This is a genomic window from Pseudomonas sp. NFACC24-1, from assembly GCF_900115235.1.
GTDB lineage: Bacteria > Pseudomonadota > Gammaproteobacteria > Pseudomonadales > Pseudomonadaceae > Aquipseudomonas > Aquipseudomonas fluorescens_AA.
Genome location: NZ_FOVS01000020.1, coordinates 63,086 through 85,044, shown reverse-complemented (window position 1 = coordinate 85,044; position 21,959 = coordinate 63,086). Strand labels below are relative to the sequence as shown.

Sequence of the window (21,959 nt, the reverse complement as noted above, 5' to 3'; positions counted from 1 at the left end):
CCCCATGAAGATGCTTCGTGTGCCTTTATTAATGATCGGTTTGCTGCTGTGTTCCCAGGGCTTCGCCGAGACGGCGCAGCAGACCAAGATGACCACCTGCAACGCCGACGCCACTGCCAAGGCCCTCAAGGGCGACGAGCGCAAGGCGTTCATGAGCACCTGCCTCAAGGCTGCGCCGAGCACCCCGCAGGAACGCATGAAGACTTGTAACGCCACGGCCACCACCCAGGCCCTGAAGGGTGATGCCCGCAAGGCGTTCATGAGTGAGTGCCTGAAGAAAAAATAACGGCTGGGTTTTCTTCAACCTTTGATGCCCTATCGCGAGCAAGCTCGCTCCCACCGTGGATTTGTGTTGCCCGGTTCGTGGTGGGAGCGAGCTTGCTCGCGATGGGGGCGGCACAGTACCGCAAAAAAAACACCTGAACCCTGTCCAGGATCGGCCGATACAATGTCTAGTGCTGTTGGTGGATCGCTGGCAGACTGCCGATCCTTTCACGCCGTTTTGTCCTGAGGCTGTATGCCAACGTTTTCTCAGCGTCATGTGTTGTTGGTGATCAGTTGGGTGATCATTTTTGGTGGGTTGTTGCTGGTGCTGCCGCTGCGCCTGTTGCCGAGCCTGCTGGCCGGGCTGTTGGTGTTCGAGCTGGTCAACATGCTCACCCCGCAGTTGCAGCGCCTGATCGAAGGCCGCCGCGCCCGCTGGCTGGCGGTGGCATTGCTGGGCACGCTGGTGGTCAGTGTGCTGACGCTGATCTTCGCCGGAGCCTTCAGTTTCCTGCTCCATGAAGCGGAAAACCCCGGGGCCTCCCTGGACAAGTTCATGGCGGTGGTCGACCGCGCCCGTGGGCAATTGCCGCCGTTCATCGACGCCTACCTGCCGGCCAGCGCCGCCGAGTTCCGGGTGGCGATTGGTGACTGGGTGAGCAAGCACCTGAGCGACCTGCAACTGGTGGGCAAGGACGCGGCCCACATGTTTGTGACGTTGCTGATCGGCATGGTGCTGGGGGCTATCGTTGCCCTGCAGCGCATTCCCGACCTGACCAAGCGCAAGCCCCTGGCCGCGGCGCTGTTCGATCGCCTGAACCTGTTGGTCAAGGCGTTTCGCAACATCGTCTTCGCCCAGATCAAGATTTCCCTGCTCAACACTTTCTTCACCGGGATTTTCCTGGCGGTGGTGCTGCCGTTGTTCGGCATCCATCTACCGTTGACCAAGACTCTGATCGTGATGACGTTCCTGCTGGGGTTGCTGCCGGTCATTGGCAACCTGATGTCCAACACCCTGATCACCATCGTCGCCTTGTCGTTGTCGATCTGGGTGGCGGTTGCCGCGCTGGGTTACCTGATCGTGATCCACAAGCTTGAGTACTTCCTCAATGCCCGTATCGTCGGCGGGCAGATCAGCGCCAAGTCCTGGGAGCTGCTCATGGCGATGCTGGTGTTCGAAGCCGCGTTCGGGTTGCCGGGAGTGGTGGCGGGGCCGATTTATTATGCGTATCTCAAGAGTGAGTTGAAGCAGGTGGGGATGGTTTAGGAGCAGCGGCAAGTTTCCAGCTGCAAGCTACAAGTAGAAGCCAACCTGCTTTCACTTGCCGCTTGAAGCTTGAAGCTTGAAGCTGCTTCTCACCCATACCGCTTCATCGCCTCGATCGCCAGCCCGCTGCCAATACTGCCGAAGATATTGCCTTCCACATGCCGCGCCTGGGGCAGCATCGCCGAGACGCTGTTGCGCAGCGCCGGGATGCCGCTGGAACCGCCGGTGAAGAACACCGTGTCGACCTGATCGACCCGCACGTCGGCATCGCCCAGCAACTGCGTGACGCTGCCGCGCACCCGCTCCAGCAAGCCGTCGATGGCCGACTCGAACAACGCTCGGCTCAGTTCCACGCTCAGGCCCGGCTCGATCCGGTCCAGGAGCAAATGACGCTGGTCGGTGTGGGTCAGCTCGATCTTGGTTTCTTCCACTTCCATCGCCAGCCAATGCCCGGCGCGCTGTTCGATCAACTTGAACAGCCGGTCGATGCCGCCGGTGTCTTCGATGTCGTAGCGCATGCTGCCCAGGGCCAGGGTGGACTTTTGCGAGTACACCGCGTTGATGGTGTGCCAGGTCGCCAGGTTCATGTGATGGCTGGTGGGCATGTAGGCGCCGCTTTTCATGCGGCTGCCGTAGCCGAACAGCGGCATCAGGCCGGCCAGGGAAAGTTGCTTGTCGAAATCGGTCCCGCCGATGTGCACGCCACCGGTGGCGAGGATGTCGGCGTGGCGGTTGTCGTGGGTACGGCGCTCGGGGGAGAGGCGCACCAGGGAGAAGTCCGAAGTACCGCCGCCGATGTCGACGATCAGCACCAGCTCTTCTTTCTCGATGGTCGATTCATAATCGAAGGCCGCCGCGATGGGCTCGTACTGGAACGAAACTTCCTTGAAGCCGATGGCGCGGGCGACGTCCACCAGGGTGTTTTCCGCTTCCTGGTCGGCCATTTCATCGTCATCGACGAAAAACACCGGGCGCCCCAGTACCACTTCTTCGAATTCCCGACCGGCGGTGGCTTCGGCGCGTTTCTTCAACTGGCCGATGAACAGCCCGAGCAAGTCCTTGAACGGCATGGCCGTGCCCAACACGCTGGTGTCGTGCTTGATCAGCTTGGAGCCCAGCAAGCTCTTGAGCGAGCGCATCAGCCGGCCTTCGTAGCCTTCCAGGTATTCGTGCAGGGCCAGGCGGCCATACACCGGGCGGCGTTCCTCGAGATTGAAAAAGACCACCGAGGGCAGGGTGATCTTGTCGTCCTCCAGCGCGATCAACGTTTCCATGCCGGGGCGCAGCCAGCCGACGGTGGAGTTGGACGTGCCAAAGTCGATGCCGCAGGCACGGGCCGGGGATGCGTTTTTCATGTGTTTCGGGTTCCAGTTGAAAAAACGGCCGCGCAGTGTATGTCAGTGCGGCGCGGATTCGAAGGCCGGTTATCTGTTAATTCGCAATCACAGGCCTTGAAAGACGCCCTTATACCCCCAAACTTGCTGGCATGAGCCTGGTAGCCACAAGGCGGTACAAGAACCGCCACCGACTGCCGATAAACTTCTGCTGCACTGCCCGGTCACAAACCTTGAGATCGGTCAAACCCCAGGACTTGTATCACGAGCATGCTGCGGGTGGTGGTGCGATATCGATAACGGATGGTGATCCTTCGATGGACTTCAAAGACTATTACAAGATTCTGGGTGTGGAGCCGACGGCCGACGACGCCACGATCAAGGCCGCCTATCGAAAACTGGCGCGCAAGTACCACCCGGATGTGAGCAAGGAAAAGGACGCCGAGACCAAGTTCAAGGATGTCTCCGAAGCCTATGAGGCGCTGAAAAGCGCCGACAAGCGCGCCGAGTACGACGACCTGCGCCGCTATGGCCAGCACGGCCAGCCGTTCCAGGGGCCGCCGGGTTGGCAGAGCCGTGGCGGTTTTGGCGGTGGCCAGGACGCCGGCGACTTCTCGGATTTCTTCAGTTCGATCTTCGGTAATCGTGGGTCGGGTTTTGGTGGCGGACAGTCAGGTCGCAGCGCCGGCCGTCGGGGGCAAGACGTGGAAATGGAGTTACCGATCTTCCTGGAAGAGACCCTGTCGAGCGAGTCGAAGAAAGTCAGCTTCCAGGTGCCGCAATACAACGCGGCCGGCCAGCACGTGAGCAATACCAGTAAAAGCCTGAACGTGAAGATCCCGCTGGGCGTGACCGACGGCGAACGTATCCGCCTCAAGGGCCAGGGCGCGCCGGGTGTCGGTGGTGGCGCCAACGGCGACTTGTACCTGACCATTCGTTTCGCGCCGCACCCCAAGTTCGACGTCGAAGGCCAGGACCTGATCATCACCTTGCCCCTGGCACCGTGGGAATTGGCGCTGGGTACCGAAGTAGCGGTGCCGACCCTGACCGGCAAGATCAACCTCAAGGTCCCGGCCGGCAGCCAGAACGGTCAGCGCATGCGCGCCAAGGGCCACGGCCTGCGCAACAAGGCCGGCGAGCGCGGCTACCTGTTCGTGCAGCTCAAGGCCGTGATGCCCAAGGCCAACGATGAGGCGGTCAAGGCACTGTGGGCAGAGCTGGCGAAGAAAGCGGCGTTCGATCCGCGGGAGCATTTCTGACAGCGGCCAGTCTTTGTTGGTAGGAGCGTAGGAGCTGACGAGTGAAACGAGGCTGCGATCTCTTGATCTTTCGCTCTAGACTCAATGTGGGGTGGAAAGATCGCAGCCTCGTTTCACTCGTCAGCTCCTACGTTCTTGCACCCCTACACAGTTAAGGCATTGGGAGAAGCAGACCATGAACAACCCGATCATTGAACTGACCCTGACGGAATTTTGCGAGGCTGCCGCGTTGGCGGATGTCCATGTGATCGAGATCGTCGCCCACGGCATCCTCGAACCCCACGGCACGGCTCCTGCGGATTGGCGTTTTACCGACTACGAACTGGTCCTGGCCCGCCGCGCGGCCAAGTTGCGCCGCGAGCTGGAACTGGAATGGGAAGGCGTCGCCCTGGCGCTGGACCTGTTGGAGGAAGTCCAGCAGCTACGGGCCGAGAATCGTCGGCTGCGCCAGCAGTTGGGCCGTTGGGTGGAGTGATCGTGGCGGTTCGTATCCGTCATGTCTTGTCGAAAAAGCAATAAATAGTTACCGCACGCCGCGGCGGCACACGGGTTAGGCTCGGGTTTTCCATCGTCAAGGATGACCCGATATGCCAGGCTTCACCCCTCGTCTCGCCATTCCTCAAGGCGAGCATTTGGACCTGCTCAAAGCCCGTATTCCCGGCTGGTACAGCGGGGCTATCGTGCAACGCCAGCAGGAACTGAGCGACCATGAACTGACGCTTCCGCACTGGTATGCGAAAGCCTCCCCCGACCTCTGGAACAGCCTCAAGGACAGTCATTCCCGCTACCGCGAGCGCCTGAACCAGGTCGACAACCGGCTGGGCAATATCCAGGACATCCGCGCCTTTGCCGAACCCTTGCTCGAGCAGGCGCTCCTGGATGAGTTCAACCTCACGCTGAACGTCAACGAGGTGTATTTCGTCCGCAAGTACGAGCGCAAGACCCGCGATGATCTTTTTGGGGCGCTGGTCCTGGACAGCGAGGGCGGTCACTTCGATCGCTACGAATATCGTGGCACCTCATTGCTGGAGGCGGCGCTGGCCAATTTCGCGCCGGAGGAAGCGCGCAAGCCCGCCTGCACCGATTGCAGCCTCATTACCACGGTGCGTCCGTCCCAAGGCGGCGCAGTGGTGCCTTTCATCGACGCCGTTCGCGCAGGCGCGTTGCCGATTGCCCCGCAAGCCTTCGCCAAGTTGTGCCGCACCCTGGACCTGGGGCGCCAGTATCAGGAGCACATCAACGCTGTCCTGCGGCCCGACGACAGCAAGATATACAACCCGTTGGATCATTCACTGGAGGAGCATCACCGGCAGGGCCTGGCGCTGAACATCGAGATCGCCTGGGCCAAGGCCGACATCAGTCCGGCGGTCTACGCGATGTTGCAGCAGGTGATCGACGGTGCCAGAAACGTCACCCTCGATGGCCAGGCCGTGACCTTCACCTCCTTGAAAGTGTTCGACATCGAACTGGTCGGCCCGCTGTTGATCGGCCCCGACCTTGAAAACAGTCGCCGGGTGGTGCCGGTCGTGGCCTACCTTCCGGGTGATCCCGAGCATCCCCTGAAAGCCTATGCCTCCAGCGCCGACTTCATGGCCGAACTGCGGCGACGCTTGCACGGTAGCGCCTACCGCCGCTTCTTCAGCCGTTTCGTGCCGCTGCGTCAGCAAGGGGTGTTTTTCCGGCAGTTCAAGCACTTCTATCAAATCTCCCCGACGGCCGATGACCAGGCCGATTACCCACTCAAATCGTCGTTGCGCAACCTGCCCATGGCCACGGCGCCGATTCCCGGCGACCTGTGGGGCTCGCTACGCCTGCGGCAGATCGAGAAGATCCGGGCTGACGCGCGCGCGGTGGCGGTGCCTACCGGTGATGAAGACCAGAAAGCCCGCCTGGCGCGCCTGGACAGTTACCTGGACGCGGTGGTCGACGTGTTCAACCTGGCGGCGTTCGTCGTGCCAGGATTGGGGCCGCTGATGTTGACGGTCGGGGCCGTGCAGATGTTCAACGAGGCCTTTGAAGGCATCGAAGCGTTCGAGCGGGGGGAGACCCGGGAAATGTGGGCGCATTTTTCCAGCGTGGCCCTCAACACCGCCTTCGTCGCCACCGGTGCGGCGGTGCTGCCGCACATTCGATGGTCGGGCGCGGTGGATCAGTTGGAGCCGGTTCAATTGGCCAACGGCGAATCGCGTCTGTGGCGCCCCGACCTGAGGGTTTACCAGAGTGAGCTGGCGCCACCCCCGGCGTCGAGTCCGGATACCCAGGGCCTGTATCGGGTCGGCGACCGGCAGGTTCTGCCGCTGGGTGACCAACATTATGAAGTGCAACGGGACCCGCAGACCCTTCGCTATCGCATTCGTCATCCTTCCCGTCCGCAGGCCTACCAGCCCGAGCTGACGGACAACGGCAACGGTGCCTGGCATCACGAACTGGAACAACCGCGTACCTGGGAAGGCCCGACACTGATGAGGCGCCTGGGCCACAGCGTCAAGGACTTCAGCGATGCTGAACTGGAGCAGATCCGCCTCGCCAGCGCGACCCCGCAGGACGTGCTGCGACGGGTGCATGTCGAGGGCGAGCCGGTGCCGGCGTTGCTGGCCGACACTTTGGATCGTTTCGACCTCTGCCGACAAATCGACACGTTCATCGGGCAACTGCAAAGCGAGGAGCCGCTGGGTCATGACTTGGCCGAGCCGATGTTGCACCTGCTGACCCAATATGGCCCGTGGCCAAGAGGGCTGAAGCTGAAGGTCGTCGACGGCGCCGGGCGGACGCGCTGGGAATACGTCCGGCCCTCGGAAGGCGAGACCTCGTTTCGTGAAGCCAGCCTGACCGAGGCCAAGGTCCGCACACCTTCGTTGTTGAAGAACCTGATCGAAGCGGTGGATGCCGCAGGCGCCGACCTGTTGGCCACGGCGAGCCCGCCGATTGCGAAAACCAACATGGATGCTCGCGTCCGGCACCTGCGCCAGGCACTCGCCGAAGCGGCCGTAAATGAAAAGGTGCAGTTGCTCAACGATTACTACGCCATGGACGAAACGAGAGGTGACCCCCATGTCACGCTGATCAAGTCCCGCTTTCCCTCGGTTCCGGCAAAGGCGATCGAGCAGATCATCACCCTGGCCGGTACCGAAGAGTTGCAGCAAATGGCCGCCTGGGATTTCGACGAGGCCAGCCAGACCAAGCCCATCCCGCTGCGCATCGCCGAAGAGCTGCGCCATTATCAGCGCGTGGTGCGTTTGAACCGAGCCTACGAAGGCCTGTATCAGGACGCCTTGGCCACGGCGGACACGCCTCTATTGGTGTTGGCGACCCTGGAAACCTTGCCTGGCTGGAGCGACACAGTGCGCATCGAATTGCGCGAGGCCGATGTGTCCGGCGCCTTGATCGACAGCATCGGGCCGCAAAAAGCGACGCAGACCAAGGTCGTGGTCAAGGACGATGATGTCTACCAGGCCTTTGACGACAGCGGCAATGAGTTGAGCCATTGGGGCAGTGTCTTCGATGCCTTGCAGCATGCCCTGCCGGATGCCGAACGCCGGGCCATGGCTCGACCCTCGATCCATCACGGCGACCAGTTGAGAGAGGCCATCGGCGCTTCGCCAGTGGATCGGGATACGCTGGCGAGCCGCTTGAAGATGCCTGCGCTCAAGCCCGCCTTCCAATCGCCGATGCGCCTGGCTTCGGGCAAAGTCGGCTACCCCCTGGGTGGGCTGCGGGATTGGTTGCGCCTGGGCCGCTCGCCGGAGAGTCGGGTGCAGGAGCTGTACCCGAGCTACACGGCGGAGCAGACCGAGGCGCTGTTGCGATCGCTGGGCAATGGCGCGGTGAGGGAGCTCAAACGACGTAAAGTCGAGTTGAAAATGCTGCGTCGGGATCTGGACCGCTGGGTCGCTACCCTCGGATGGCGTCACGTGGGTAATAGCTATCAGCAAGTACCGGCAGGGATCAGGCAGGCGGTGGCCGAACAAATCGAGCGCTGCTGGAGGCGTCAGACCCGGGTCGTTGCAGGGGCCGATGGCCGCCGGCTCGGGTATGAGCTTGATTTGAGCAGATTGAACATCGGCGCGTTGCCGGAGCTGACGGCCGACTTCAGCCATGTGGGTGTGCTCAAGATGTCTGACATGGGCCTGACGCTGTACTACTGCGACATCTTCCTCAGCAGGTTCTCTTCCCTCAAGCGCTTGGAAATGCCCAGGAACAGGCTGATGGATATTCCCGGAACCCTGGAGGGTATGCGAAATCTGGAGACGCTTCGACTGGCGAATAACCAGATCGGCCTGACACGGCGTAGCGTTGAAATCCTGCAAAGCCTTGGCCGGCTGAAAAATCTCGACCTGGATAACAACTTGCTGCTGCGCCTGCCGGACTTCAGCAGGCTACCTGACCTGGAACGATTGCACCTGAAGAACACCGGGATCACTGCCTGGCCCACCGGCCTGCGCGACCAACCGCTGGAGCTGATCGACTTGCGCGACAACGGCTTGGCCCAGGTGCCGGATCACCTGCTCGACCCGCCCGCCGAGCGTGCCCATGCTACCGCACGCCTCAATCGGGTGACGTTGTTGCAGGGCAACCCGTTGAGCGAGGGGGTCCAGCAGCGCATGCGTGATTATTGGGCGACGGTCTTGCAGACGCGTCCTGAATGGGCGGTCCTGCGTTTGCCCGAGGCGTTTGGGTTTTCAGCGCCGGTCGGGCCGGCGAATATGCAGCAATGGCTGCGCGACCTGCCTGCGGGCCAACTGGCGGAAAAAAGAGCCTTGTGGCAAAGCCTGGCGGATGAGCAGCACTCGGGAGAGTTTTTTGAGTTGTTGCATCGGTTGGCTAACTCTTACCAGGGGCTGGAAGATTATCCGGACCTCCAGGCCCGCGTCTGGCAGATGCTCGAGGCGATGGGCAACGCCACCGACTTGCGTCATGAGCTGTTCGACCTGGCCGGCCGACCGGCCTGTGAAGATCGCGCAGCCTTGTCGTTCAGCTACCTGGAAATCCGCTTGATGATCCATAACGCCAGGGCCTTGGCGGTTGGAAAGGATGAGGCGGCAACACTGGTCCAGCTGGCCAAGGGGCTGTTTCGCCTCGATGAGGTAGAGCGTATTGCCCTGCAGGATATCCAGCGGCGCCGTGATGCGATCAATGCCCGCACCGACCTGACCAACGATGAAAAGCGCGAAAACCTGGCGCTGATAGAAGAAGTCGAGGTCCGTCTGGCTTACCGTGTGGGGCTCAAGGATCGACTGGGGCTACCGGGGCAACCCGCCGGCGGGGCTTTTCTCACGCTGGGAGATGTCACCCCTGGAATGCTCGATGCCGCTGCCAATGAGGTGTTGGCGCTGGACGATTCCCCCCAGCAGTTTCAGTCGCTGGTGGGCCGGGATTTCTGGATCGATTATTTGAAGCAGGCCCATGGGCCCTCCTTCCAGGCGCTGAACGACACCCTTATCGCCAACCAGATCGAGCTGGATGAAGCGAAGGCCTCCGGGACCCTGGAGGAAGCCGACTACATCAGCCAGTCCGAGGCGTTGGGCCTGCAACACAAGATCAAGGAAGCGGAGCTGGTCCAGTCGTTGACGCGAACCGAGCTGGAGCAGTTGCCAGGCAGTACCGACCTGTAGGCTGATCCTTTCAGGCAATGAAAACCGTGGCGAGTACGCGTGCTCCCGCCGAATAGGAGCCGTAGGAGCTGTCGAGTGCAACGAGGCTGCGATCTTTCCCCAAACGCTTGAGTCCCAAGCGAAAGATCAAAAGATCGCAGCCTTCGGCAGCTCCTACGGTCCAGCGGGAGCAGCGCCCTCGCCACAGGAACCGCGCCGGTTCAAAACAGGAAATAACGCTGCGCCATCGGCAGCACTTCAGCCGGTTCGCACCACAGCAACACGCCGTCGGCCTTGACCTGGTAAGTCTGCGGATCGACGTCGATGCTCGGCAGGTAGTCGTTGTGGATCAGGTCGGTCTTCTGCACGTCGCGGCAGCCTTTGACCACGGCGATTCTCTTCTTCAGCCCCAGTTGTTCCGGCAACCCGGCCTCGGCGGCGGCCTGGCTGATGAAGGTCAGGCTGGTGGCATGCCGTGAGCCGCCGTAACTGGCGAACATCGGTCGGTAGTGCACCGGTTGTGGCGTCGGGATCGAGGCGTTGGCGTCGCCCATCAGGCTGGCGGCAATCGCTCCGCCCTTGAGGATCAGCGTCGGCTTGACGCCGAAGAACGCCGGGCGCCACAGCACCAGGTCGGCCCACTTGCCCACTTCGATGGAGCCCACTTCATGGCTGATGCCGTGGGTGATCGCCGGGTTGATGGTGTACTTGGCGATGTAGCGCTTGATGCGGAAATTGTCGTTGCCTTCGCCGTCGCCGGGTAGGGCGCCGCGTTGTTTTTTCATCTTGTCGGCGGTCTGCCAGGTGCGGGTGATGACTTCGCCGACGCGGCCCATGGCCTGGCTGTCGGAGCTGATCATCGAGAAGGCGCCGAGGTCGTGGAGAATGTCTTCGGCGGCGATGGTCTCGCGGCGGATGCGGCTTTCGGCGAAGGCCACGTCTTCGGCAATGCTCGGGTCCAGGTGATGGCAGACCATCAACATGTCCAGGTGCTCGTCGATGGTATTGCGGGTGAACGGCCGGGTCGGGTTGGTGGAACTGGGCAATACGTTGGGAAAACCGCAGGCCTTGATGATGTCCGGCGCATGGCCGCCACCGGCGCCTTCGGTGTGGTAGGTGTGGATGGTGCGGCCCTTGAACGCGGCGAGGGTGGTTTCCACGAAACCCGACTCGTTGAGGGTGTCGGTGTGGATCGCCACCTGCACATCGTACTGGTCGGCCACGCTCAGGCAGTTGTCGATGGCCGCGGGCGTGGTGCCCCAGTCTTCGTGCAGCTTCAGGCCGATGGCCCCGGCCTTGACCTGCTCGATCAACGGCTCCGGCAGGCTGGCGTTGCCCTTGCCGGTGAAGCCGATATTCATTGGGAAGGCATCGGCGGCCTGGAGCATGCGCGCCAGGTGCCACGGCCCGGAGGTGCACGTGGTGGCGTTGGTCCCGGTGGCCGGGCCCGTGCCGCCGCCGATCATGGTGGTGACGCCGCTCATCAGCGCTTCTTCGATCTGCTGGGGGCAGATGAAGTGGATGTGGGTGTCGATGCCGCCGGCCGTGAGGATCATGCCTTCGCCGGCGATCACTTCGGTGCTGGCGCCGATGGCGATGGTCACGTCGGGCTGGATGTCTGGGTTGCCGGCCTTGCCGATGGCGGCGATGCGCCCGTCCTTGAGGCCGACATCGGCCTTGACGATGCCCCAGTGGTCGATGATCAGTGCGTTGGTGATCAAGGTGTCGACGACCTCGGCGGCCAACAGTTGGCTCTGGCCCATGCCGTCGCGAATCACCTTGCCACCGCCGAACTTCACTTCTTCACCGTAGGTGGTGAAGTCTTTTTCCACTTCGATCCACAACTCGGTGTCGGCCAGGCGGACCTTGTCGCCGACGGTGGGGCCGAACATGTCGGCATATGCCTGACGACTGATTTTCATTTCTTCGGTCCTCGGAACTGAGCTGCGAGCTTCAAGCTGCAAGCCTCAAGTAAAAACAAAGTTAGGGGGGAGCGCCGCAAACTGCTTTTTCTTGCAGCTTGCAGCTCGAGTCTTGCAGCTGAAGTCAATCCAGGTCGCCCATGACTCGTCCCGCGAACCCGTAAACTCGCCGCAACCCAGCCAGATCGACAAGCTCGACTTCCCGACTCTGGCCCGGTTCGAAACGCACCGCGGTGCCGGCCGGGATGTTCAGGCGCATGCCACGGCTGGCGGCGCGGTCGAAGGTCAAGGCGTCGTTGGTCTCGAAAAAGTGATAGTGCGAGCCGACCTGGATCGGTCGGTCGCCGCTGTTGGCGACGTTCAGCGTGAGCGTGCGGCGACCGACGTTGAGTTCGATGTCGCCGGGCTGGACCTGGTATTGCCCTGGAATCATTGCGGTTGCCCCAAAATCTTGTAGTAAATGGCGGTCGGGGTGTAGGTCCCGTCCGGGCTCTGGCAGTAGTCGGGCAGTTCACCGACGCGGGTGTAGCCCATGGCGCGGTAGAAGGCCTCGGCCTCGGAACCGGCCTCGGTGTCGAGGTACAACAGGCCACGCTTGTGCTGGCGGGCGCCAAGTTCCAGGGCGCTCATCAATTGCTGGCCCAGCCCGCGGCGGCGAGCCTCACCGCGGACCAGCAGCTTCTGCACTTCGGCGCGGTTGAGGCCGTTGGGCTTCTGGCACAGGGCAAGCTGGACGCTGGCCTGTACCTGTTCATCCTTGACCACCACCCACAGCAGCAGGTGGCCCTGGTTGAGGCTTGCCTGGACCTCGTCGAAATGGGCGCGGGCCTGGACGGCATCGAGATCGGCCATGAACCCCACGCTGGCCCCGTAGCCGACGGCGTCGAGCAACAGATCGATCAGGCCCTGGCGATAATGCGCAAAGCTCTCGGCGTGGACCCGACGCAACTGGGCGGCGTTCATTGGCTTTTCACTCCTTGTTGATGGCAGGCGGTAACGCCCCGGGGTTGAGGTTCAACTGCATGAAGGTCAGGTCCAGCCAGCGGCCGAACTTGGTCCCCACCTCGGGCATCTGCCCGGTGATCACGAAACCGGCCCGCTCGTGCAGGCGAATCGAGGCCGCGTTGCCACTTTCGATGGCCGCGACCATGACGTGTTTATCGCAGGCCCTGGCACGTTCGATCAGCGCGTCCATCAGCAGCGGGCCAAGGCCATTGCCGCGTTGATCGCTGCGTACGTACACCGAATGCTCCACGGTGTGGCGGAAACCGTCGAACGGCCGCCAGTCACCGAACGAAGCGTAGCCCAGCACGTTGTCTTCGGCGTCGACGGCCACCAGCACCGGGTAGCCCTGGGTCTGCCGGGCGCTGAACCAGGCCTGGCGATTGCCCAGGTCCACGGCTTGTTCGTTCCAGATCGCCGTGGTGTTGAGGACGGCGTCGTTGTAGATCTCGCGGATCGCCGGCAGGTCTGCGGCACGGGCGTCACGGACATGGGCTGTCATGAGGTGGCCTCAGGCGATGGGTTGGTGGACGGTGACCAGTTTGGTGCCGTCGGGAAACGTTGCTTCGACCTGGATCTCCGGGATCATTTCCGGGATGCCTTCCATCACCTGTTCGCGGCTCAACAGCGTGGTGCCGTAGTGCATCAGCTCGGCGACGGTCTGGCCGTCACGGGCGCCTTCCAGCAGCGCGGCGGAAATGTAGGCCATGGCCTCCGGGTAGTTGAGCTTCAAGCCCCGGGCCAACCGTCGTTCGGCGACGAGGCCGGCGGTGAAGATCAGCAGCTTGTCTTTTTCGCGTGGGGTCAGGTCCATGTGCAATCCATAAGGGCAGATAAAAAATTCGGGCTAAAACATGTCCCCCTGTGGGAGCGGGCTTGCTCGCGAATGCGGGCTCACATTCAACAGTTGAGTTGGCTGACACACCGCCTTCGCGAGCAAGCCCGCTCCCACAGAAAAGCCAATTCAAGTACTCCAGATTCTCGGGGGCATGGCCTCCCGACCGAGCAGCGCCGGGCGCAGAAGCCGCCACAATTCAATCAACCACCCCCGCGCCAGCAACGCCTCGCTCGCCAGGCACCGCGCCACGACCAGGCCGGGCAATTGGGTCAGGTCGCCGCGCACGGCATGGCCCAGGGAGCGGCAGTGTTCCAGCCGTTCGCTGTCGATCTCGCCGGTCACCAGCAACGTGGCAAACACCGGATCACCGCCCAGCCCGATGGGCGAGTCCAGCAGCCCATCACCGCCCACAATGCGCTGGCGCTCATGCCACAGCAACTGGCCGTCGCGGCGAATGTCCAGTCGCGATTGAAAGTGCCCCAGGTCGAACCGCTCGCCGCTGGCCGGTCGGCCGAGGGCGACCATGTCCCAGTAGAACAGGCGTGCGTCGCCCTGCAGGTCGATACTCGTGCCGAGTTCGGCCTGGGCCGCGCTGAAGACGATGGTTTCCTGGGGCAGCCATTCCAGGGTCGCGCCGGGGGCCACGCTCAGGGTCAACTGTTGGTACGCCGGCCCGGCAGCGCGGTACCACTTGGCCGCGCCGGGGCTGGTCAGTTGCGCCCAGGCGCCAGGGCCGACGTGGGCCGAGATGTCCAGCCGGTCACCGCCGGCAATCCCGCCGGGCGGGTGGACGATGATGTGCTGGCACACCTCGGGACCTTCGGCGTACAAGTGCTTCTGCACCCGCAACGGGCCTTTGTGGCGGCGCTGTACCGGGCGTGTGCACTCGCCGAAGCGGGCGTAGCCCAATTCCAGCTCGGCGTGCCAACTGGGGGTGAACAGGGCCGAAGGCGCCAATGAACAGACAGGTAGATTCATGATTTCTGATTATCGTCAGGACGCTACAGACTAGATCGTAACCAGCCCGCGCACACCCTCGGCTTCCATATTTTCTCCGCGCCCCTGCTGCACGATCTCACCCCGGGACATCACCAGGTACTGATCGGCCAGCTCGGCGGCGAAGTCGTAGAACTGCTCCACCAGCAAAATCGCCATGTCGCCCCGGGCCGCCAGCTTTTTGATCACCACGCCGATTTCCTTGATCACCGAGGGCTGGATGCCTTCGGTGGGCTCGTCGAGAATCAGCAGTCGCGGGCGACTGGCCAGGGCCCGGCCAATGGCGAGCTGCTGTTGCTGGCCGCCGGACAGGTCACCGCCACGGCGTTGTTTCATCTGCAGCAGCACCGGGAACAATTCGTAGATGAAGGCCGGCACTTCCTTGGCTTCGGCACCGGGAAAGCGCGACAGGCCCATCAGCAGGTTTTCTTCCACCGTCAGCCGTCCGAAAATTTCCCGGCCCTGGGGCACGTAGGCAATGCCGGCATGCACCCGTTGGTGCGGCTTGAACGCGGTGATGGCCTTGCCTTCCCAACTCACCGCGCCTTCCTTGGCCGGCAACAGGCCCATCAGGCATTTGAGCAGGGTGGTCTTGCCTACGCCGTTGCGCCCCAGCAGGCACGTCACTTCGCCGACCTTCACGTCGAACGACAGGCCGCGCAGGATGTGGCTACCGCCGTAGTACTGGTGGAGGTGTTGGACCTGTAGCATTTGAACTCCGTTTTTTAGAGCTTCAAGCGGCAAGCTTCAAGCTGCAAGTAAGAGCAGGATGGTGTGCGGCTTTTGCTTTCAACTTGCCGCTTGAAGCTTGCGGCTCGACGCTCACCTACCCAAATAAACCTCAATAACCCGCTCATCGGCCTGCACCTGTTCCAGCGACCCTTCGGCCAGCACGCTGCCCTGGTGCAGCACGGTGACGTGGTCGGCGATCGCGCCGACGAAGCCCATGTCGTGTTCCACCACCATCAGCGAATGCTTGCCCGCCAGGGACTTGAACAGCTCGGCGGTGAACTCGGTCTCGGCGTCGGTCATGCCCGCCACCGGTTCGTCGAGCAACAGCAATTGCGGGTCTTGCACCAGCAGCATGCCGATCTCCAGAAACTGCTTCTGCCCGTGGGACAGCAACCCGGCGGCGCGGTCGACTGACGTGGCAAGGCGGATGGTCTCGAGCACTTCGTCGATACGGTCGTGCTGCTCGCCAGTGAGTCTCGCCCGCAGGCTGGCCCACACCGATTTGTCGGTCTTGAGCGCCAGCTCCAGGTTCTCGAACACGCTCAGGGCTTCGAACACCGTGGGCTTCTGGAACTTGCGCCCGATGCCGGCCTGGGCGATCTGTACTTCGCTCATGCTCGTCAGGTCCAGGGTCTCGCCGAACCAGGCCTTGCCGTGGCTGGGCCGGGTCTTGCCGGTGATCACGTCCATCAGTGTGGTCTTGCCGGCGCCGTTGGGGCCGATGATGCAGCGCAACTCGCCGACGCCGATGTACAGGTTCAAATCGTTCAAGGCCTTGAAGCCATCGAAACTGACGCTGATGTCTTCCAGGGTCAGGATGGTGCCGTGGCGGGTGTTCAGGCCCACGCCGGCTGCCTGGCCGAGGCCGATGGCGTCGCGGCTGCTGCCTTGGTCCTTGTTGGGCTCCAGGATGGGTTCGAGCATGAAATCCGCCGTAGGTGTGATTCGCATCATTCGCTCCTTTTCTTCAGCAACCCGATCACACCCTTGGGCAGATACAGGGTCACGACGATGAACAGGGCGCCGAGGAAGAACAGCCAGTATTCAGGAAACGCCACGGTGAACCAGCTCTTCATGCCGTTCACGACCCCGGCGCCCAGCAACGGCCCGATCAACGTGCCGCGCCCGCCAAGGGCAACCCACACGGCGGCCTCGATGGAATTGGTCGGCGACATTTCGCTGGGGTTGATGATGCCCACCTGCGGCACGTACAACGCCCCGGCCAGGCCGCACAACACCGCGCTCAACACCCAGACGAACAGCTTGAAACCACGGGGATCGTAGCCGCAGAACATCAGGCGGTTTTCCGCGTCCCGCAGGGCGGTCAGTACCCGGCCGAACTTGCTGCGGGCCAGGCGCCAGCCGATGAACAGGCTCGCCAGCAGCAGCAACACCGTGGCGAAAAACAGCACCGCCCGGGTGCCGGGTTCGGTGATGCCGAAGCCCAGGATCGAGCGGAAATTGGTGAAGCCGTTGTTGCCGCCAAACCCGGTTTCGTTGCGGAAAAACAGGAGCATCCCGGCGAAGGTCAGGGCCTGGGTCATGATCGAGAAATACACGCCCTTGATCCGCGAGCGGAAGGCGAAGAAGCCGAACACCAGGGCCAGCAACCCCGGCGCCAGCACCACCAGGCACATCGCCCAGAGGAAACTGTCGGTGCCGGCCCAGTACCAAGGCAACTCGGTCCACGACAAGAAGGTCATGAACGCCGGCAAGCCATCCCCGGCGGCCTGGCGCATCAAGTACATGCCCATGGCGTAGCCGCCCAGGGCGAAGAACAGGCCGTGGCCCAGGGAGAGCAAGCCGGCGTAGCCCCAGACCAGGTCCAGTGCCAGGGCGACGATGGCGTAGCAGAGAATCTTGCCCACCAGGGTCAGGGTGTAGGCCGAGACGTGCAGCGGATTGTCCGCCGCCAGCAGCGACAGCAAGGGCAGGCTCAGCAGCACGGCCAGGATCAGCGCGCCGACGGCGAGGGTGACTTTGGGACCGGCCTTTTGCGTGGCCGTGAGCATCAGGGGCTGGTTCATCAGTCGATTACCCGTCCTTTGAGCGCGAAGAGGCCTTGCGGACGCTTCTGGATGAACAGAATGATCAGCGCGAGGATCAGGATCTTGCCGAGCACGGCGCCGATCTGCGGTTCGAGGATCTTGTTGGCGATGCCCAGGCCGAACGCGGCGAACACACTGCCGGCCAACTGGCCGACACCACCGAGCACCACCACCAGGAACGAGTCGATGATGTAGCTCTGGCCCAGGTCCGGGCCGACGTTGCCGATCTGGCTCAGGGCCACGCCTCCGAGCCCGGCGATGCCCGAGCCGAGGCCGAAGGCGAGCATGTCGACCCGGCCGGTGGGCACGCCGCAGCAGGCGGCCATGTTGCGGTTCTGGGTCACCGCGCGCACGTTCAGGCCCAGGCGCGTCTTGTTCAGCAGCAGCCAGGTCAGCACCACCACGAACAAGGCGAAGGCAATGATCACGATGCGGTTGTACGGCAGCACCAGGTTCGGCAACACCTGGATCCCGCCCGAGAGCCAGGCCGGGTTGGCGACTTCGACGTTCTGCGCACCGAACACCAGGCGCACCAGTTGGATCAGCATCAGGCTGATGCCCCAGGTGGCGAGCAGGGTTTCCAGCGGCCGCCCATAGAGGTGGCGAATCACCGTACGCTCCAGGGCCATGCCGATGGCCGCGGTGATGAAAAATGCCACCGGCAAGGCGATCAGCGGATAGAACTCGATGGCGTTCGGGGCGAAGCGCTGGAACAGCAACTGCACCACATAAGTGGAATAGGCGCCCAGCATGAGCATCTCGCCGTGGGCCATGTTGATCACCCCCAGCAGGCCGAAGGTAATCGCCAGGCCGAGGGCGGCGAGCAGCAGGATCGAGCCCAGGGACATGCCGCTGAAGGCCTGGCCCAGCAATTCGCCCACCAGGAGCTTGCGCTTGACCTGGCCCAGGCTGGTTTCAGCGGCGGTGCGCACGGCGGCATCGGTTTCGACGCCGGGTTCGAGCAGGCCTTCCAGGCGGGTGCGGGCCAGTGGATCGCCGGTTTCCCCCAACAGGCGGACGGCGGCCAGGCGCACGTTCGGGTTGGTGTCCACCAGTTGCAGGTTCGCCAGGGCCAGGCTCAGGGCGGCGTGTACGTTTTCGTCCTGCTCACCGGCCAGTTGCCGGTCGAGAAACGCCAGTTGCGCCGGGCGGGCACTTTTTTGCAGTTGCTGCGCGGCGGCCAGGCGTACGCGGGCATCGACGGCGAGCAGTTGATGGCTGGCCAGGGCGGTTTCGATCAGCCCCCGCAAGCGGTTGTTCAGGCGCAGGGTTTTTGGCTGGCCGTCGACGATCAACTGACCTTGTTGCAGGGCGTTGATCAGTTCGACACGTTCAGGCTCCGGCTGCGCGGCCCAGGTTTCCAGGAGTCTGGCCTGCTGGGTCGGGTTGGCGGCGACGAAGTCTTCGGCGTCGCCGGCGTGGGCCTCCAGTGGCAACAGCAGCACCAGGGCGAGGATGAGGCGGTAGAGGGCGGTGGGCATATGCTAGGCCTTGCGCAGTGCTTTTTTTGTGGGAGCGGGCTTGCTCGCGAATGCGGTGTGTCAGGCGACTCAAATGTTGAATATGAGTCCGCATTCGCGAGCAAGCCCGCTCCCACAAGGGTTGTGTGTCGGCCCGGGGATTGGGGCCGACACCCACGGGCTCAGTTGCTCTTCACCGCATAGTCAGGCTTCTTGTCGTTGCCGGCGATGAACGGGCTCCACGGTTGCGCGCGGATCGGGCCTTCGGTCTGCCAGACCACGTTGAACTGACCGTCGGCCTGGATCTCGCCGATCATCACCGGCTTGTGCAGGTGGTGGTTGGTCTTGTCCATGGTCAGGGTGTAGCCCGACGGTGCGGCGAAGGTCTGGCCGGCCAGGGCTTCGCGGACTTTGTCGACGTCGGTGGACTTGGCTTTCTCCACCGCTTGCGCCCACATGTGGATACCGACGTAGGTGGCTTCCATCGGGTCGTTGGTCACCGCTTTGTCGGCACCTGGCAGGTTCTTGGCCTTGGCGTAGGCTTTCCAGGAATCGACGAATTTCTTGTTCGCCGGGTTATCCACGGATTCGAAGTAGTTCCACGCCGCCAGGTTGCCCACCAGCGGCTTGGTGTCGATGCCGCGCAGTTCCTCTTCGCCCACCGAGAACGCCACGACCGGTACGTCGGTGGCCTTCAGGCCCTGGTTGGCCAGTTCTTTATAGAACGGCACGTTGGAGTCGCCATTGACCGTGGAGATGACCGCGGTCTTGCCACCGGCCGAGAACTTCTTGATGTTGGCCACGATGGTCTGGTAATCGCTGTGGCCGAACGGGGTGTAGACCTCTTCGATATCCTTGTCCGCCACCCCTTTGGAGTGCAGGAACGAACGCAGGATCTTGTTGGTGGTGCGCGGGTAGACGTAGTCGGTGCCCAGCAGGAAGTAGCGCTTGGCACTGCCGCCTTCTTCGCTCATCAGGTATTCCACCGCCGGAATCGCCTGCTGGTTCGGCGCGGCGCCGGTGTAGAACACGTTCGGCGACATCTCTTCGCCTTCGTATTGCACCGGGTAGAACAGCAGGCCGTTGAGTTCTTCGAACACCGGCAACACGGATTTACGCGACACCGATGTCCAGCAGCCGAACACCACGGCGACCTTGTCCTGGGTCAGCAGCTGACGGCCCTTTTCGGCGAACAGCGGCCAGTTCGACGCCGGGTCCACGACCACCGCTTCAAGCTTCTTGCCGTTCACACCACCCTTGGCGTTGATCTCGTCGATGGTCATCAGCGCCATGTCCTTGAGGGACGTCTCGGAGATCGCCATGGTGCCGGACAGCGAATGCAGGATGCCGACCTTGATGGTCTCGGCGGCCTGGACGGTCCAGGCCATGCCCATCGCGGCAATGCTTGCCGAGAGTGTAAAAGCCTTGATCAAGCTACGACGCTTCATTGTGCGATCTCCATGGACTTATGAGTTTTTTTTGAGGGCAGATGCAAACGCTGAAAGCGCTTTTGCAAGGGGTGTGCCCGGTCGGAGAAAGGCTTTGAAACAAGGGGAAGGCGCAGGGGTTGGACAGGGTGGCGCACCATGAGTGCTCGTCATGCGGTGGCTGGTGCGACCTGGTGCGCCACATTGGGGCGTCTTGATCGCGGCCACTGAAGATCCCATGTGGGAGCGGGCTTGCTCGCGAAAGCGGTGTGTCATTCAACACATGCATCGGATGACACACCGCATTCGCGAGCAAGCCCGCTCCCACAATTGATCTGTATGCAGCTTGGAGGGCGAGCGCGATAGTAGAACGTTCGCACCGCCTTCCGTTAGTGCACTGTCTCAGCTTGAGGGTGAAGCCGTCTCAGGCTGGCGATTGAACCGGGTAACAAGCCGGTCCAACAGCCACACGACCACCAGCGAAGCCCCCACCAACGGGAACATCAGCGCCAGGGCCAGCATGATGAACACTCCGGTCTTCCAGGTCGGCAAGTCGTGACGCAGCGGCGGCACGCCGAACTTGCCCTGGGGTCGGCGCTTCCACCAGATCACCAGGCCGCTCACGGCGCTGAGCAGGATCATCAGGCAAACCAGCAGCACGAGGATCTGGTTCACCGGGCCGAACATCTTGCCTTCGTGCAGCATCACCCCGGTTTCGGTGGCGCGGGCCACGATGCTGTAGTGCTCCCAGCGCACATCGGCCAGGACCTTGCCGGTGTACTGGTCCACGTGCAGGGTGGCGTCGTTGCGCGGGTCATCGGCGAACACGGCGACGGTGAACACGCCGCTGGCCGTGGTGGGCAACGTGATGCTGTAGCCGGGCGTGACCTGGCGCGCGGTGGCGATATCCTGCACCGCTTGCAGGCTGACGGTCGGGGCGGCGGGGCCTTCGTGCATGCCACCGTGGCCCATGTGCTCGGCATGGTCACCGGACATCGGCATCGGCGTATTTTCCACGGCCCAGGGCACGGTCTGGCGGTGGGCGTTGTTGAGGCTGCCGGCCTCGACATCGGACTTGGGCACGTCATTCCACATCGCCGCTGGGAAGCGGTTCCAGAGGTCTGCGTATTGCTTGCCCCAGAAGCCGGTCCAGGTCATGCCGCTGAGCAGCATCACCAGCAGGAATGCCGCGCCCCAGAAACCCACGACGACGTGCAGGTCACGCCAGAACAACCGACCGCGGGCGCTCCAGCGCGGCCACAGCACACCGGCCGATGATTGCCCGCGCGGCCACCATAGGTATAGGCCGGAGACCACCAGTACCACGCCCCAGCCGGCGGCCATTTCCACCAATCGGTCACCGACGGTGCCGATCAGCAACTCGCCATGGATTGCCCGGGCCATGGCTTGCAGATTGCTCTTCGCATCCTGTTCGCCGAGAACGTCGCCGTGGTACGGGTCGATGAACACATTCAGTTCCCGGCCCTGGTCGATCACCACGAACTGCGCGCTGCGTTCGGCGTTGACCGGTGGCAGGTACTGTTTGACCTGGCCTTCGGGGTAGGCCTGGCGGACCTGCTTGAGCAGGTCGTCTGCCGCCAGGGTATGATGCCCGGCGGGCACGTTCAGCAGGCTGCCGTACATCAGTGGATCGAGCTGTGGCTTGAACAGGTAGATGATCCCGGTCAAGGCCAGCATCACCATGAACGGCGCCACGAACAACCCGGCATAAAAATGCCAGCGCCAGGCCAGGTTGTAGAAATTCGGTTTCGGTTGGCTCATTGCAAAAGCGCTCCGCAGGGTAAATAGGTTGTTATGT

The 21,959-nt window shown here is 62.7% G+C and carries 18 protein-coding genes; 5 read left to right on the top strand and 13 right to left on the bottom strand.

The features are described 5' to 3' along the window. Positions 1-4 precede the first annotated feature (4 nt). Together BM317_RS18945 and BM317_RS18940 are read left to right on the top strand one after the other, a co-directional pair. On the top strand, positions 5-286 hold the full coding sequence (locus BM317_RS18945) for a PsiF family protein (protein WP_092147012.1): 282 nt from the start codon (positions 5-7) through the stop codon (positions 284-286). A 231-nt stretch (positions 287-517) separates the two neighbouring features. Then, the gene (locus BM317_RS18940; RefSeq protein ID WP_092171427.1) at positions 518-1,531 is read left to right on the top strand and encodes an AI-2E family transporter; all 1,014 of its coding nucleotides are present in this window, start codon (positions 518-520) and stop codon (positions 1,529-1,531) included. 89 nt (positions 1,532-1,620) lie between these two features. Here the strand turns inward: BM317_RS18940 and BM317_RS18935 are convergent, their stop codons facing one another. Further along, complete coding sequence (locus BM317_RS18935) at positions 1,621-2,886, bottom strand: Hsp70 family protein (protein WP_092171423.1); 1,266 nt, start codon at positions 2,884-2,886, stop codon at positions 1,621-1,623. A 296-nt stretch (positions 2,887-3,182) separates the two neighbouring features. On the opposite strand from BM317_RS18935, the gene BM317_RS18930 reads away from it, so the two are divergent. From BM317_RS18930 to BM317_RS18920, 3 genes are all read left to right on the top strand, one after another. Next, the gene (locus tag BM317_RS18930; protein ID WP_092475661.1) at positions 3,183-4,124 is read left to right on the top strand and encodes a DnaJ C-terminal domain-containing protein; all 942 of its coding nucleotides are present in this window, start codon (positions 3,183-3,185) and stop codon (positions 4,122-4,124) included. Between the two features lie 175 nt (positions 4,125-4,299). Then, positions 4,300-4,599 carry a chaperone modulator CbpM gene (locus BM317_RS18925; RefSeq protein WP_092475657.1) on the top strand — a complete coding sequence of 100 codons (300 nt, stop codon included), beginning with the start codon at positions 4,300-4,302 and terminating at the stop codon, positions 4,597-4,599. A gap of 112 nt (positions 4,600-4,711) precedes the next feature. After that, entirely contained in the window at positions 4,712-9,736 is a 5,025-nt protein-coding gene (locus tag BM317_RS18920; RefSeq protein WP_092475653.1) for an NEL-type E3 ubiquitin ligase domain-containing protein, read from the top strand. Positions 9,737-9,936: 200 nt separating this feature from the next. Here the strand turns inward: BM317_RS18920 and ureC are convergent, their stop codons facing one another. From ureC to BM317_RS18860, 12 genes are all read right to left on the bottom strand, one after another. Next, on the bottom strand, positions 9,937-11,637 hold the full coding sequence (gene ureC, locus BM317_RS18915; RefSeq protein ID WP_060743085.1) for an urease subunit alpha: 1,701 nt from the start codon (positions 11,635-11,637) through the stop codon (positions 9,937-9,939). Positions 11,638-11,761: 124 nt separating this feature from the next. Then, positions 11,762-12,070 carry an urease subunit beta gene (locus BM317_RS18910; RefSeq protein WP_092171409.1) on the bottom strand — a complete coding sequence of 103 codons (309 nt, stop codon included), beginning with the start codon at positions 12,068-12,070 and terminating at the stop codon, positions 11,762-11,764. After that, entirely contained in the window at positions 12,067-12,600 is a 534-nt protein-coding gene (locus BM317_RS18905) for a GNAT family N-acetyltransferase (protein ID WP_092171405.1), read from the bottom strand. The genes BM317_RS18910 and BM317_RS18905 overlap by 4 nt, the downstream gene beginning before the upstream one ends. A 7-nt stretch (positions 12,601-12,607) precedes the next feature. Continuing rightward, on the bottom strand, positions 12,608-13,141 hold the full coding sequence (locus BM317_RS18900) for a GNAT family N-acetyltransferase (protein ID WP_092171402.1): 534 nt from the start codon (positions 13,139-13,141) through the stop codon (positions 12,608-12,610). A 9-nt stretch (positions 13,142-13,150) separates the two neighbouring features. Continuing rightward, entirely contained in the window at positions 13,151-13,453 is a 303-nt protein-coding gene (ureA, locus tag BM317_RS18895; protein ID WP_003197350.1) for an urease subunit gamma, read from the bottom strand. Positions 13,454-13,603: 150 nt separating this feature from the next. Further along, on the bottom strand, positions 13,604-14,455 hold the full coding sequence (locus tag BM317_RS18890; protein WP_092171398.1) for an urease accessory protein UreD: 852 nt from the start codon (positions 14,453-14,455) through the stop codon (positions 13,604-13,606). 30 nt (positions 14,456-14,485) lie between these two features. Then, positions 14,486-15,184 (bottom strand): urea ABC transporter ATP-binding subunit UrtE, encoded by a 699-nt coding sequence (gene urtE / locus BM317_RS18885; RefSeq protein ID WP_092171393.1) that lies wholly within the window; start codon positions 15,182-15,184, stop codon positions 14,486-14,488. A 111-nt stretch (positions 15,185-15,295) separates the two neighbouring features. Next, positions 15,296-16,156: an urea ABC transporter ATP-binding protein UrtD gene (gene urtD, locus BM317_RS18880; protein ID WP_092171388.1), complete on the bottom strand. Its 861-nt coding sequence runs from the start codon at positions 16,154-16,156 to the stop codon at positions 15,296-15,298. Then, a complete protein-coding gene (urtC, locus tag BM317_RS18875; protein WP_092171384.1) occupies positions 16,156-17,232 on the bottom strand; it encodes an urea ABC transporter permease subunit UrtC in 1,077 nt (358 codons plus the stop codon). Before urtC ends, urtD begins: the two co-directional genes overlap by 1 nt. Beyond that, positions 17,232-18,734 (bottom strand): urea ABC transporter permease subunit UrtB, encoded by a 1,503-nt coding sequence (gene urtB, locus BM317_RS18870; protein WP_092171379.1) that lies wholly within the window; start codon positions 18,732-18,734, stop codon positions 17,232-17,234. Before urtB ends, urtC begins: the two co-directional genes overlap by 1 nt. Before the next feature lie 161 nt (positions 18,735-18,895). Next, complete coding sequence (gene urtA / locus BM317_RS18865) at positions 18,896-20,161, bottom strand: urea ABC transporter substrate-binding protein (protein ID WP_025211599.1); 1,266 nt, start codon at positions 20,159-20,161, stop codon at positions 18,896-18,898. A 381-nt stretch (positions 20,162-20,542) separates the two neighbouring features. Then, complete coding sequence (locus BM317_RS18860; RefSeq protein ID WP_092171375.1) at positions 20,543-21,922, bottom strand: PepSY-associated TM helix domain-containing protein; 1,380 nt, start codon at positions 21,920-21,922, stop codon at positions 20,543-20,545. Positions 21,923-21,959 lie beyond the last annotated feature (37 nt).